At 49.8% G+C, this 13,508-nt stretch carries 13 protein-coding genes and 1 other RNA gene; all 14 read left to right on the top strand.

All coding sequences use genetic code 11. From position 1 onward, the window contains the following. Nucleotides 1–327 precede the first annotated feature (327 nt). The 14 genes from rpoE to M2108_RS28115 all read left to right on the top strand — a co-directional run bounded on the left by rpoE (nucleotide 328) and on the right by M2108_RS28115 (nucleotide 13,244). Nucleotides 328–885 carry a DNA-directed RNA polymerase subunit delta gene (gene rpoE, locus M2108_RS28180; protein WP_277472743.1) on the top strand — a complete coding sequence of 186 codons (558 nt, stop codon included), beginning with the start codon at nucleotides 328–330 and terminating at the stop codon, nucleotides 883–885. A gap of 394 nt (nucleotides 886–1,279) precedes the next feature. Next, a complete protein-coding gene (locus M2108_RS28175; protein ID WP_068722291.1) occupies nucleotides 1,280–2,887 on the top strand; it encodes a CTP synthase in 1,608 nt (535 codons plus the stop codon). A gap of 281 nt (nucleotides 2,888–3,168) precedes the next feature. Further along, the gene (locus M2108_RS28170) at nucleotides 3,169–3,543 is read left to right on the top strand and encodes a response regulator (protein ID WP_068722293.1); all 375 of its coding nucleotides are present in this window, start codon (nucleotides 3,169–3,171) and stop codon (nucleotides 3,541–3,543) included. Nucleotides 3,544–3,764: 221 nt separating this feature from the next. Further along, a complete protein-coding gene (gene fba, locus M2108_RS28165) occupies nucleotides 3,765–4,619 on the top strand; it encodes a class II fructose-1,6-bisphosphate aldolase (protein WP_277472744.1) in 855 nt (284 codons plus the stop codon). 186 nt (nucleotides 4,620–4,805) lie between these two features. Continuing rightward, nucleotides 4,806–6,059, top strand: a complete 1,254-nt coding sequence (locus M2108_RS28160; protein WP_277472745.1) for a UDP-N-acetylglucosamine 1-carboxyvinyltransferase — start codon at nucleotides 4,806–4,808, stop codon at nucleotides 6,057–6,059. A 134-nt stretch (nucleotides 6,060–6,193) separates the two neighbouring features. Further along, nucleotides 6,194–7,549: a transcription termination factor Rho gene (gene rho / locus M2108_RS28155; protein ID WP_277472746.1), complete on the top strand. Its 1,356-nt coding sequence runs from the start codon at nucleotides 6,194–6,196 to the stop codon at nucleotides 7,547–7,549. A 25-nt stretch (nucleotides 7,550–7,574) separates the two neighbouring features. Beyond that, nucleotides 7,575–8,852 (top strand): radical SAM family protein, encoded by a 1,278-nt coding sequence (locus M2108_RS28150; RefSeq protein ID WP_277472747.1) that lies wholly within the window; start codon nucleotides 7,575–7,577, stop codon nucleotides 8,850–8,852. 122 nt (nucleotides 8,853–8,974) lie between these two features. After that, nucleotides 8,975–9,172, top strand: a complete 198-nt coding sequence (gene rpmE, locus M2108_RS28145; RefSeq protein WP_068722301.1) for a 50S ribosomal protein L31 — start codon at nucleotides 8,975–8,977, stop codon at nucleotides 9,170–9,172. Between the two features lie 124 nt (nucleotides 9,173–9,296). Beyond that, nucleotides 9,297–9,565, top strand: an RNA gene (ffs, locus tag M2108_RS28140) — signal recognition particle sRNA large type. A 135-nt stretch (nucleotides 9,566–9,700) separates the two neighbouring features. Beyond that, complete coding sequence (dnaX, locus tag M2108_RS28135) at nucleotides 9,701–11,479, top strand: DNA polymerase III subunit gamma/tau (RefSeq protein ID WP_277472748.1); 1,779 nt, start codon at nucleotides 9,701–9,703, stop codon at nucleotides 11,477–11,479. A 48-nt stretch (nucleotides 11,480–11,527) separates the two neighbouring features. Further along, nucleotides 11,528–11,839, top strand: a complete 312-nt coding sequence (locus M2108_RS28130; RefSeq protein ID WP_090719013.1) for a YbaB/EbfC family nucleoid-associated protein — start codon at nucleotides 11,528–11,530, stop codon at nucleotides 11,837–11,839. Nucleotides 11,840–11,875: 36 nt separating this feature from the next. After that, on the top strand, nucleotides 11,876–12,472 hold the full coding sequence (gene recR, locus M2108_RS28125) for a recombination mediator RecR (RefSeq protein ID WP_277472749.1): 597 nt from the start codon (nucleotides 11,876–11,878) through the stop codon (nucleotides 12,470–12,472). A gap of 211 nt (nucleotides 12,473–12,683) precedes the next feature. After that, complete coding sequence (locus M2108_RS28120) at nucleotides 12,684–12,941, top strand: hypothetical protein (protein WP_068722309.1); 258 nt, start codon at nucleotides 12,684–12,686, stop codon at nucleotides 12,939–12,941. A 39-nt stretch (nucleotides 12,942–12,980) separates the two neighbouring features. Beyond that, on the top strand, nucleotides 12,981–13,244 hold the full coding sequence (locus tag M2108_RS28115) for a pro-sigmaK processing inhibitor BofA family protein (RefSeq protein ID WP_277472750.1): 264 nt from the start codon (nucleotides 12,981–12,983) through the stop codon (nucleotides 13,242–13,244). Nucleotides 13,245–13,508: the final 264 nt, after the last annotated feature.

Here is a 13,508-nt window from a genome sequence, read left to right as displayed (position 1 = left end):
TGCCATATTGTATGAGGGGAGGCAGACGTCCGAATGGGAACTTGCCCTTTTTTAGCGAAATAGGCTGCCCATCGTGTCAAAAAGCGGTGCATCACATAAAATAAACAGAAGAGATCTTCAGTTCTCTTTGCAACATCCCGTAAGGAGCCGATCCTTGGCGTGGATACAGTCATGTGCGGAGGAATATCCTCCGCCTTTTTAATGACTGCAGGCAGATTACATATTATTCCTGTTCATTTCCGTCTTCCTGCCGTATTTGACTTGCATTTTGCACTCAAATAGGTTTTACTTAGTTTTGTTAATATGCGTGAGAGGAAGTGTCCTTTAGTGAGTACGCCACTCAATTTAAAGCTGGACCCTGAGAAAGTTAAAGAAATGCCGATGGTCGACCTGGCCTTCCTGGTGCTCAAGGCGGCTAATACGCCTTATTATTACCGTGACCTTATGGTTGAAGTGGCCAAGCTGCGCGGTATGACCGAAGAACAAACCAACGATACGATTGCCCAGTTATATACCGAGATCAACATCGACGGGCGTTTTGCCTGTGTCGGAACCAACCTGTGGGGACTCAAACGCTGGTATCCGCTTGAGCGCTCCGATGATCCAGTCGGCAACTCCAAGCGTCCGCGCATCATCAACGATGAGGACGACGATCTGGAAGACGATGACTTCACCGAAGAGGATGATAACTACTCTGCTGAGGAAGAGGATTTCGATGCGATCGACGAAGACCGCGACGACCTCTATTCCGACGACGACAGCGAAGAGGAAGTTGACGATGATGTGGTTATTGATGATGACGACATCGACGAAGACGAGGACGAAGAGGATTCCGAAGAAGATGACAATGGGGATGCTGACGGCGCCGAAGACGACGATTATTAATATCGTAAGAAGGCTTAATTCCTCCCTTGACACGGGTGGTATCGCCAGAGTAAACTATTGCATGGGCTTCTAATGAAAGTTAATATGTTTTCTAAAATAAAAAGTGCCCCGGCTCTACGGGTGTCACTTTTTTTATTTTTTTAGATGGTTTTTCCGTGTTTTTCAAAATATCAGCAGTATAAGTCTAGGGACTTATACACAGGTCTGATATTTCTGCAGAAACGGATGCCGCCTTCCCTGAAGAACGGTGAAGCCGTTTCTACTTGGGATGATCGCCTTTCATTTTGGGCGGCGGAAGTAACTTTGGTTTCCCCCGGTTTGATGATGGAAAAAAGGGTTACGATAAACAGAAGCGTCGCCTGAATTTCTGGACTTTATTTAGGAGGGTTTTACAGTGACAAAGTATATTTTTGTAACGGGTGGCGTCGTGTCCTCCCTGGGCAAGGGCATTACAGCCGCTTCGCTGGGCCGGCTGCTCAAAAACAGAGGTCTTAAGGTGACAATCCAGAAATTCGATCCTTACATTAACGTAGACCCGGGGACAATGAGCCCTTATCAGCACGGGGAAGTATTTGTAACGGATGATGGTGCGGAGACAGACCTTGACCTTGGACATTACGAACGGTTTATTGACATTAATCTGTCCAAGAACAGCAATGTGACGACAGGTAAGATCTATTCCTCAGTCATCAGCAAAGAGCGGCGCGGTGAATACTTAGGCGGAACGGTTCAGGTTATCCCGCATATCACGAATGAAATCAAGGAACGTGTATTCCGTGCTGGACGTGAGACAGGCTCTGACGTAGTTATCACTGAAATCGGCGGTACCGTAGGGGACATCGAGAGTCTTCCGTTCATGGAAGCGATCCGTCAGATCAAGAGCGACATTGGCCGGGAGAATGTAATGTACATTCACGTGACCCTGATTCCTTATATCAAAGCTGCCGGTGAAGTGAAGACCAAACCGACACAGCACAGTGTAAAAGAGCTGCGCAGCATCGGAATTCAGCCGAATGTGATTGTATGCCGTACGGAATATCCTTTGACTGATGACATGAAGGCTAAGCTGGCTCTGTTCTGTGATATTGACAAAAATGCCGTAGTAGAATGCCGCGATGCCTCCACTCTTTATGAAGTTCCGCTGAATCTGCGCGACGAGGGCCTGGACGAAATCGTGGTCAACCACCTTAAGCTGACTACGCCGGCGCCGGATATGCGTGAATGGGAGAGCATGCTGAGCCGGATTCAGCAGCTTGAGCGCACGGTTGAAATTGCCATTGTCGGTAAATATGTGGCGCTGCATGACGCTTATCTGAGTGTTGTGGAGTCTCTGTCCCACGCCGGCTTTGCAGCCAACGCAGAAGTCAAAATCCGCTGGGTTGACGCTGAGCTGATTACGGATGAGAATGTGGACGAGCTGCTTGGCGGCATCGGTGGCATCCTCGTTCCGGGCGGCTTCGGGGACCGCGGGATTGAAGGCAAAATCTCTGCAATCCGTTATGCACGTGAGCAGTCCATTCCATTCTTCGGCATTTGCCTTGGGATGCAGGTTTCAGTAATCGAGTACGGCCGTTCTATTCTGGGACTGGCTGGTGCGAACAGCTCGGAGATCGATCCGGCTACACCACATGCTTTGATCGACCTGCTGCCGGAGCAGAAGGATATTGAAGATATGGGCGGAACAATGCGCCTTGGCCTGTATCCATGCAAGCTGTTGCCGGATTCCCTGGCAATGTCCTGCTATGATGATGAGCTGGTGTATGAGCGTCACCGTCACCGGTATGAGTTTAACAATGCTTACCGCGATGAGATTGAAAAAGCGGGCCTGGTTATCTCCGGAACATCACCGGACGGACGCCTGGTCGAAATTGTGGAGCTTCCGGGACACCCTTGGTTCCTGGCAGTGCAGTTCCATCCGGAATTCACTTCCCGTCCGAACCGTCCGCAGCCGCTGTTCCGCGAGTTTGTCAAAGCCTCCCTGACGCATTCAGAGCAGCTGTAAGTCATAAACAACACCATAAGTATATGTTATACCGGCACTAATAGCCGGCTGAAGACCTCCGTAAGGAGGTCTTCTTTTGGATATAGAAGCAGAAATTACCGAACTCTGATGCCGGTATACCACCATTTAATGGAATGTATTTACCCTTTTTATCCAATTAGCAGGATTTTGGCTGCAAAGCACGAATTATAGGTTTCGTATAGACTGAACAGTCATAACGGGCCGTCGGCTGTGAGAGGGCGCGGCATAGACAATCTGCCTTATATCTGGGAGGGTATGATATGGAAAAGAGAAAAGTGTTAATCGTCGATGATCAGAACGGAATCCGGATTCTCCTGATGGAAGTATTTAATAGCGAAGGGTATGTCACTTATCAGGCTGCTAACGGAAAAGCGGCGCTTGAAATCGTCCAGAAGGAATCCCCGGATCTGGTTCTGCTGGATATGAAAATCCCGGGTATGGACGGACTGGAAATCCTCAAGCATCTGAAAGAGCTCGATCCGGCTATAAAGGTTATAATGATGACGGCATATGGAGAACTCGATATGATCAAGGAGGCAACAAAGCTTGGCGCATTAATGCATTTTACCAAACCGTTTGACATTGATGAAATGCGGGTGGCGGTGAATACGCACCTTCAGGGGCAAGCCGGTTAATATGCCGCAGTATTGTTGGTGTTAATGGTTTGGTGAGGGTCTTCTATGGATATGCTAAATCAGGATAAGTCTACCCTTTTTAAGGGTTGGATAAATATCGTCCCACCGGGACATTTTTTTGTGTGCCCTATTTAGTATTTGACACAGGATGTGCTATAATAAGCCTGTATGTGATGTGGGCTTATATATAAGCAACCAACATTCTTAGGAGGATTGAAACCATGCCATTAGTATCGATGACTGACATGTTAAACAAAGCACTTGAAGGAAAATATGCAGTAGGCCAGTTCAACATTAACAACCTGGAGTGGACTCAGGCGATTCTTGGTGCAGCTGAAGAAGAGAAATCCCCGGTAATCCTTGGTGTTTCTGAAGGCGCTGCGCGTCACATGGGCGGATTCACTACTGTAGTGAAGATGGTTGAAGGACTTATTCACGACATGAAGATTTCTGTTCCTGTTGCCATTCACCTGGACCACGGTTCCAGCTTTGACAAATGTAAAGACGCTATTGATGCCGGATTTACTTCCGTTATGATCGACGGTTCCCACCATCCAATCGCTGAAAATATCGAAATGACCAAAAAAGTTGTTGAATACGCACATGCTAAAGGCGTTTCCGTTGAAGCCGAAGTTGGTACTGTAGGCGGACAGGAAGATGACGTTATCGGCGGTATCCAATATGCAGACCTGAACGAGTGTATTGCTCTGGTTAAAGAAACTGGCGTTGATACTCTGGCTCCGGCGCTTGGTTCCGTACACGGCCCTTACCATGGCGAGCCTAACCTCGGATTCAAAGAAATGGAAGAAATCCGCGATGCTGTTAAGCTTCCGCTCGTTCTTCACGGCGGTACCGGTATTCCATTGCACGATATCCAGAAGTCTATCTCCCTGGGAACTTCCAAGATCAACGTAAACACTGAGAACCAGATTGCATTCGCAAAAGTGGTTCGCGAAGTGCTGGCTGCTAAACCGGATGCTTACGATCCTCGTACATTCATTGCACCAGGCCGTGAAGCTATCAAACAGACCGTTATCGGCAAAATCCGCGAATTCGGTTCCAGCAACAAAGCCTAAGCTGACTCGCCCCAGGCGGACAAGCTGTTCAATATTGTAGATCGTCTAATATGGATATTCTTTTTAATGAAACGTGTGCCGTCCTTTTTCAAAGGGCGGCGCAGCCGTTTCTTCTTCACACTAATAAGCCACAGCAGGTATTGCCAGGGCAAGCTGCAATACACGTAGGGGGAAACAGATAATTCTATGGAAAAATTAATGATTGGCGGTGGACGTCCGCTAAAGGGCGTTGTAACCATCAGCGGAGCGAAGAATAGCGCGATTGCGCTTATTCCTGCGGCTATTTTAGCTGAATCTGAAGTTGTTCTGGATAATTTGCCGTCCCTAAGTGATGTAGCCGTATACTCCGAAATTCTTGAAGAGCTTGGCGCGACTGTCTCCTGGACAGGCAGCCAGATGAGAATTGACCCCTCCCGTATTGTTTCCATTCCCATGCCTAACGGACCAGTCAAAAAACTTCGTGCTTCTTATTATATGATGGGAGCGCTGCTTGGAAGATTTAAAGAGGCGACTATAGGTCTGCCCGGAGGCTGTAACTTCGAGCCCCGTCCGATTGATCAGCATATCAAAGGCTTTGAAGCACTTGGGGCAACCGTGACTAATGATCATGGTTCTATTCATCTGTATGCCAAGGAACTGCGCGGTGCAAAAATTTATTTAGACGTATCCAGCGTCGGTGCAACCATTAACATTATGCTGGCGGCTTCACGGGCCAAAGGCTCTACAATTATCGAAAATGCGGCCAAAGAGCCTGAGATTATAGATGTAGCTACCCTGCTGAACTCAATGGGCGCTGTTATTAAAGGCGCCGGTACAGAAACCATCCGGATTGAGGGCGTTACCGAGATGCATGGCTGCCGCCATTCCATCATTCCTGACCGGATCCAAGCTGGAACATATATGATTGCTGCGGCGGCAACGCGCGGCAATGTGCTGATAGATAATGTGATCCCCAAGCACTTGGAGGCGCTGACGGCCAAGCTGCTGGAGATGGGGGTTGGTATTGAGGAATTGGATGAGAGCATCCGCGTTATCGGCAGACCCAAATATGAGCATATCGATGTAAAAGCGCTGATCTATCCGGGCTTCGCCACGGATCTGCAGTCCCCGATGACAAGCATGCTTACGCAGGCTGAAGGAGTCAGTGTATTAAGTGATTTCGTATACAGCAACCGGTTCAAGCATGTTCCCGAGCTGGTGCGCATGGGCGCAAAGATCCGTGTTGAAGGGCGTTCGGCGATTATTGAAGGTGGCAGGCTTAATGCAGCCAAAGTAAAAGCGGCTGATCTGCGTGCAGGTGCAGCGCTTGTTATTGCCGGATTGACTGTTGAAGACGGAATTACGGAAGTGACAGGCGTAGAGTATATCGACCGCGGTTACGACAACCTGGTATCGAATATGCGTGATCTCGGTGCTGAAATCTGGCGCGAGGAAGATTAAATCATAGGATTATCTGATTTTTGAAGGGGATTTTCGTGAAAGTGCTGCATATCTCCTTCCAAATCGGGTAATCCTATCCTAATGAGCAATTTAATAGATTTATATTTTATAAAAATTGAATAGGTGGTTATTACATGGATCTTCAAATTTCCGATCTGGAAGAAATGAAACTGACCGAGCTGTATAAGCTGGCCAAGAAATACCAGATTCCTTACTACGGACAGCTGAAGAAACGGGAGCTGATCTTCGCCATCCTCCGGGCACAGGCGGAGCAGAGCGGGCTGATGTTTATGGAAGGCGTGCTGGAAATTCTGCCGGAAGGCTACGGGTTCCTGAGGCCAATCAACTATTTGCCCAGTCCGGAGGATATTTACATTTCAGCCTCGCAAATCCGCAAGTTTGATCTTAGAAGCGGAGATCTTGTATCAGGAAAATGCCGCACACCGAAAGAAAATGAACGGTACTTTGGTCTGCTTCAAGTTAATGCCGTCAACGGCGAGAATCCTGCTAGTGCAGCGGAACGCCTGCATTTCCCGGCGCTTACACCTCTTTATCCGCAAGACAAGCTGCCGCTTGAGACATCCCCTACCCATCTGTCTACCAGAATAATGGATTTGCTTGCTCCTGTAGGCCTGGGGCAGCGCGGTTTGATCGTAGCACCTCCCAAAGCAGGGAAAACGCTCCTCCTGAAAGAAATTGCCAACAGTATCTCCACTAACAATCCCGAGATTGAACTGTTTGTACTGCTGATTGATGAACGCCCCGAGGAAGTAACGGATATGCAGCGCTCGGTAAAAGGTGAGGTAGTTGCCTCTACATTTGATGAGCTGCCTGAGAATCATATCAAAGTTGCCGAGCTTGTGCTGCAGCGGGCTCTCCGTCTGGTTGAGCATAAGAAGGATGTTGTCATTCTGCTGGACAGCATTACACGGCTGGCGCGTGCTTATAACCTTGTGGTTCCTCCATCTGGACGTACACTCAGCGGAGGTATTGATCCTGCAGCTTTCCATCGTCCTAAACGGTTCTTTGGTTCTGCGCGCAATGTGGAGGAGGGCGGAAGCCTGACGATACTTGCTACAGCGCTGATTGATACCGGATCACGTATGGACGATATTATTTATGAGGAATTTAAAGGTACGGGCAATATGGAACTTCACTTGGACCGGAAGCTTGCGGAACGCCGTATTTTCCCGGCTATCGACATCCGGCGTTCCGGAACACGCCGCGAAGAAGTACTGCTGAGCAAGGAAGAACTGGATACCATTTGGGCTATCCGCAAGAATATGAACGAGTCGTATGACTTCGTAGAAGGCTTCCTCAAAAAGCTGCGTGACAGCAAGACCAACGCTGAATTCCTGGCCTCGTTCGATGTGGCCGGAAGCAAGGATTCGGCAACAAACGGTACTGCAAGCAGCGGCGGAACCTCAAATAGCGGTGCATCTGCACGGCGTACCTCACGGCCCAAGACACCTTCTGTCCCTACAACCTGAGAATAGAAAATAAGAGGAGATTAACATGTATCTGGTATATGCCGATGAACAAGGAAATGTATATGATCATCCGGAGCTGTATGGTCTTGCCCGCAGCGGCGATATGATCGTTGAGATGCTGGAGGAGGAGCTGATTCCGCTGCCGGAAGGAGCTACCCTCGTAGGTTTGCCAAGCACCCGTGCAGTAGGCATGAATCCTGAGACGGGTGAAATGCTGCCGCTGCCGGAGGGGTCACAAGCAGTCGGTGCACTGCTGCCGCAGGGTTATACGAGACTGTGCCTTCCCGGCTATGTCAAGACAGACAAGTCGTATAAGCTTCCGCTCTTCGGCTATTCAGCTGTAGTGTGGAAGGACGGCGGCTTTTATGTTGCTGCAGATCCGACGGATGATCCGGAGAAGTGGAACCCCCTCAACTGTGACCGGGGAGAAGTCGAAGTAGGGGTAGGTGATTTGCGGGCTAAATACCCGGATAACCGCCTGTATGACCATCTCTCGAATTGTGCGCTCGGCTACGAATGCCTTACCTCCTCCAACACCTTTTTGGGCCGTTGGGAAGGAGCTGTCCCGGTCTCCTACTCGTGTAATGCCGGCTGCTTCGGATGTATATCAGAACAGCCTGATGACAGCGGATTCGTCTCTCCGCAGACCCGGATGAACTTCCGGCCAACAGTGAGCGAAATCTCCCAGGTCATGCTGGAGCATCTGAAGACGCCGCAGTCCATTATCAGCTTCGGGCAGGGCTGCGAAGGTGAGCCCTCCACCCAGGCTAAACTGATTATTGAAGCGATCCGTGAAGTCCGGGCAACTACAGATATGGGATACATCAATATCAATACAAATGCCGGACTCAGCGACCATATCCGCGGGATTGTGGATGCTGGGCTTGACCTTATGCGGGTCAGCACCATCAGTGCGCTGGACGATCACTACAATGCCTATTACAAGCCGCGCGGGTATACGCTTGCCAATGTAGAGAAGTCGTTGAAATATGCAGCTTCCCAGGGCGTGTATACTTCAATTAACTATCTGATTTTCCCGGGAGTAACAGACCGGGAGGAGGAGATTGAAGCGATGGTTGAATTTTGCCGGCGCACTGATCTTAAGCTGATTCAGATGCGCAATCTTAATATTGACCCTGAGAGCTACCTGGGACTTATTCCTCCTGCCCGGGGGGAGATTCTGGGAATGAAGACCATGCTTGATATCTTCCGTGAGGAGCTGCCGGATGTAGTAATTGGCTCTTATACACATGTACCTCCAGCTGAGCTCGCTCGGGTGAAGGCACGCCGTGTCACACTCTAATCAGATCCGGTATACCGTGTTTTAAAGATATTGCAGTGTCCCAAATTTCGTGCTAAAATGTCGTTGTGTGTTTAATAACTCTGGGTCCGCATGAGGCCTAGGGCAAGAGAGGTGAAATTGAAATGCAAGAAGCCATTCAACCGAAGTACCACGTTACTAATGTGACATGCGCTTGCGGCAACACTTTCGAATCCGGTTCTGTTAAGCAGGAACTGCGCGTCGAAATTTGCTCCAACTGCCATCCGTTCTTCACTGGCAAACAGAAATTCCTGGATGCTGGTGGTCGTGTCGATAGATTCAAGAAGAAATACGGTATCTAATTACCAGCGCTGGGCTGCGGCTTAGCACTAAATGGACTCCCCGGATGCATATCCGGGGAGTTTTTATTTGCCACTTCCAGGGAGAGGTTGATTTTTGCCGGGGTGTGAGCTATACTTATCTTCGCCGTGCTAGACGGGGAGGTAGCGGTGCCCTGTAACTCGCAATCCGCTGTAGCGAGGTTGAATTCCTGTTAGAGGTGCTGTCGATGTGAGGCCTTGGTTCCTATGGGCTGTGTTGACGGTTGGGTCCTCCGCAATGAGTGCTTGTGAACCTGGTCAGGTCCGGAAGGAAGCAGCCATAAGCAAGTTTACTCTTGTGCCGGAGGGTGGCCTAGCCCGAGCAGTTCCGTAGGGTTGCCGCTTGGATCGCAGTCATCAATAACAGGTGCACGGTTTAATATCAGCTAATAACAGCATCTTTGCCACAAGCGAAGATGCTTTTTGTTTTTGGTCAAATTCTGGTGAATATAGTATAATAAATTAGCGACAAATGCCGGAAAGCGGCAGTCTAAGAGAGGGTAATGCATAGTGGAACATATCGCGCTGTACCGTGCTTGGCGGCCGCAGTCGTTTCAGGACATGGTAGGGCAGCAGCATATTATCCAGACGCTGCAGAATGCAATCCGTGAACAGCGGGTCTCTCATGCCTACCTGTTCAGCGGCCCGCGCGGAACCGGCAAGACCAGTGCGGCCAAGGTGCTCGCCAAAGCGGTCAACTGTGAGCGCGGGCCGGGTCCTGAGCCGTGCAATGAATGCCCTTCCTGCCTAAGGATCACTTCGGGCAATATCATGGACGTTCAGGAGATTGATGCGGCGTCCAACCGCGGTGTTGAGGAAATACGCGACCTGCGGGATAAGGTGAAATACGCGCCTACCGAAGTACGCCGTAAAGTGTATATTATTGATGAAGTGCATATGCTGACAACAGAGGCGTTTAATGCCCTGCTGAAGACTTTGGAGGAGCCGCCTCCGCATGTAATGTTTATACTGGCCACGACAGAGCCTCATAAATTGCCGGCAACGATAATATCCCGCTGCCAGCGTTTTGATTTCCGCCGGGTATCTCTGGAGGAGCAGAGCGGCCGGCTGGCCGAGATCTGCCAGAAAGAGGGCATTACCGCAGATGCCGATGCGCTCCAGTATATCGCTAGGCTCTCCGACGGGGGGATGCGCGATGCGCTCAGCATACTGGATCAGATCTCGTCCTTTACAGACGGCCAAGTGACCTATCAGCAGGTGCTCGGCATGACCGGCGGCATTCCTTCCGAACAGTTCGCAAAGCTCGCCACTGCCATTCTTGAAGGAGATATGGGGCGGCTGCTGGAACTGGTGGAGCAGCTTATGCAGGAAGGCAAGAGCGCTGATAAGTGTCTGGAGAATCTGTTGTATTATTTCAGGGATCTGCTGATGATCAAGATGGTCCCGGGTGCCGATAAGCTTACGGACCGTGTGCTTAATCCTGCTGAGTTCCGTGATATGGCCAACGGTTTTTCCCGGGAAAGGCTGTTTCAGATCGTTGAGACTTTAAACCGCTATCTTGGTGAAATGAAATACGCAACCCATCCCCAGACGCTGTTTGAGGTAGCCCTGATGAAGCTGTGCACCATGCAGCAGGAAACTGTGCCGCCGTTAACAGCTTCTTCATCAGCAGCTGATGCTTTGCGGCGGCCGGCGGCCGGCGGCCAGCCGGCAGCTGCGGGCGAACTGGAAGCCTTGAAGCGTCAGATTGCGGCGCTGGAGAAGAAGCTTGAGCAGGCTATTCAAGCGGGCGGATTATCCGGGGGCGGACGGGATCAGGGTGCTGGGCAGCGCCAGACCCCTGCTGCAAGCCCGGCTCCGCGTGTCTCGTCATCCTCCAAGCTGCCTCCGCAGCTTGATAAATTCATTGCCAGCAAGGATAGCTCTGACTCTAATGCTGTTTATAAACAATGGAGTACTGTGCTCCAGGCCGTGAAGGAAGAGCGGGTTACGGTTCACGCCTGGTTTGTTGACGGGGAGCCGGTATCGGTGCTGGATGATGCGGTGCTGGTGGCTTTTAAGAATACTATCCACCGGGATACTACCGAGAAGCCGGCTAACAGGCAGGTAATCGAGAATGTGTTTGCTTCGCGTCTGGGCAAGCCGTATCGCCTGGTGACAATGATGCTGCGTGACTGGAATGAGGCTTCGCAGAAATCAGCTGCCAAACCGGGCAGTGAGGAGCTGCGGCTGGAGCATGAGCACGATGCCGCGGAAGATAAGAGTGAACCATGGATTGACGAGGCGATCCAGCTGTTTGGGGAAGACCTTGTTGTCATAAAGGAATAGCCTTTAAGCCTATCAGCGCCTAAGCGCATCCCAAAGGAGAGACGACCAATGAATAATATGAATCAAATGATGAAACAGGTTAAGAAAATGCAGGAGCAAATGCTTAAGGCACAGGAAGAGCTGGGCAGCAAAACGATAGAAGGAACATCCGGCGGCGGAGTAGTTACCGTACAGGTTAACGGACACAAAAAAGTACTGTCCATTCAGATCAAACCGGAAGCTGTAGATCCGGATGATGTTGAAATGCTGCAGGATCTTGTGATTACTGCTGTTAACGATGCGCTTACCAAAGCGGAAGAACTGGCTAACAATGACATGGGCAAATTCACTGGCGGAATGAAGATCCCGGGACTGTTCTAAGCCCGCTACACTCTAGCTCAAAGGAGAATCATCACTTTGTATTATCCAGAACCGCTAGCCAAGCTGATTGATGCTTTTACGCGCTTGCCCGGAATCGGGCCAAAGACAGCAGCCCGGCTGGCTTTTCATGTGCTACACATGAAAGAGGACGAAGTTATTGATTTTGCCAAGGCGCTTGTCAGCGTCAAACGAAATCTTCACTATTGCTCGGTCTGCTGTAATATTACCGATACTGATCCTTGCCGGATTTGCCAGGACAAAACCCGCGATTCCTCAGTCATCTGCGTGGTTCAGGAGCCCAAGGATCTTGTTGCCATCGAGCGGACTAAGGAGTTTGACGGCTATTATCATGTTCTGCAGGGGGCAATCTCTCCGATGGAAGGGATTGGTCCGGATGATATCCGGCTTAAAGAGCTCCTGACACGGCTGAGCGACGAAAGGGTCAAGGAGCTTATTATGGCGACCAACCCGAATATCGAAGGGGAAGCTACAGCTATGTACATTTCCCGTCTTGTCCGGCCGTTTGATATCAAAATCACGAGAATAGCCCACGGATTGCCCGTAGGCGGCGACTTGGAGTATGCGGATGAAGTGACCTTGTCCAAAGCTCTGGAGGGCCGACGCGAGCTGTGAGGCGTCTTGTAACGGATATTGCTATAGCTGTATGCAGAAGAGAAGCCCGCGAGGCTTCTTTTTTGTTTATAAACAAATGCTGCTCCTTTTCTTGAATTGAAGCTTTCTGCTTTTTGGTTCTAAGTTTGTCCTCCCGCCGATATGAATGAGAATATGCAGCTGTGCAGTTTGGCCTGTGGAAGCAGGATTCTTCATAAGGGGGGAGTATAGTATGCGGTGGTGGGGGAGTGCCCGGCAGGAAAGCAGCGATAAAAGCTTCCGTGATTCAAGCGTGGATGAGGACTGGCGTGTGTTCCTGGAGGTTCGTAATGCTCAGCTGGAGTGGGAGAGAGCACACCTGATGTTTAATGAGGCTCTGGGCCAGGATCAGATTGATTACGCCATATTTATTCTTGAGGCTGCCGAACGTAAGTATCAGATCCATCTCAAGCACGCCAAAAGCCTGGGGATTAACCGTAGCCGGTTGTAATGCCGTCAGGTAATTTATATGAGTGGGGGAGAGAGTGGGATGCGGACAATTGCATTAGCCGTTCTGGTCGGGTCGTTAATCCTGCTGGGCTTAATTGTATTCCGTAAAAAGCTGGGCGTGGGCTGGCTTACTGTATTTGGAACTCACCTGGTACTTGCGGCTGTAGGGATTTATATTGTTAATTTCTCGGGTCTGCTGACTGAAGTCTATATACCCATAAATCCGGCGACGATAGGCGCAGTAACGGTTTTAGGACTACCGGGTGTACTGATGTTACTTGGTCTAAAAATAACTTTATTTTAAAGGTTGACGGGGCCTAAGGATCTATGGTACATTAATTCTCGGCCCTTCGGACAAGCTAATTATCAATAACTTGTTCAAAAGGAAAGCGAAAAAAGAAATCAAAAAAACGCTTGACTTAATCGAAGGTGTTGTGATATATTATAAAGGTCGCTGCTGACAAGCGCGACGTTGAAGAAAAGAACAAATTGATCTTTGAAAACTGAACAACGAGTGAGTATCGGAATTCACTTCGGTGATTCCAAATTAGAGAATGTAACATTCTCG

The sequence above is a fragment of the Paenibacillus sp. PastM-3 genome (assembly GCF_029893965.1).
GTDB lineage: Bacteria > Bacillota > Bacilli > Paenibacillales > Paenibacillaceae > Paenibacillus_AQ.
The sequence above is the reverse complement of the archived record's forward strand: the minus strand, read 5'-3'. Positions and strand labels throughout refer to the sequence as shown.

Coding starts and splice junctions, on each gene's coding strand:
- M2108_RS28170 (WP_068722293.1), top strand. CDS start 3,169: ATGGAAAAGAGAAAAGTGTTAATCGTCGATGATCAGAACGGAATCCGG.
- fba (WP_277472744.1), top strand. CDS start 3,765: ATGCCATTAGTATCGATGACTGACATGTTAAACAAAGCACTTGAAGGA.
- M2108_RS28160 (WP_277472745.1), top strand. CDS start 4,806: ATGGAAAAATTAATGATTGGCGGTGGACGTCCGCTAAAGGGCGTTGTA.
- rho (WP_277472746.1), top strand. CDS start 6,194: ATGGATCTTCAAATTTCCGATCTGGAAGAAATGAAACTGACCGAGCTG.
- M2108_RS28150 (WP_277472747.1), top strand. CDS start 7,575: ATGTATCTGGTATATGCCGATGAACAAGGAAATGTATATGATCATCCG.
- rpmE (WP_068722301.1), top strand. CDS start 8,975: ATGCAAGAAGCCATTCAACCGAAGTACCACGTTACTAATGTGACATGC.
- M2108_RS28130 (WP_090719013.1), top strand. CDS start 11,528: ATGAATAATATGAATCAAATGATGAAACAGGTTAAGAAAATGCAGGAG.
- M2108_RS28120 (WP_068722309.1), top strand. CDS start 12,684: ATGCGGTGGTGGGGGAGTGCCCGGCAGGAAAGCAGCGATAAAAGCTTC.
- M2108_RS28115 (WP_277472750.1), top strand. CDS start 12,981: ATGCGGACAATTGCATTAGCCGTTCTGGTCGGGTCGTTAATCCTGCTG.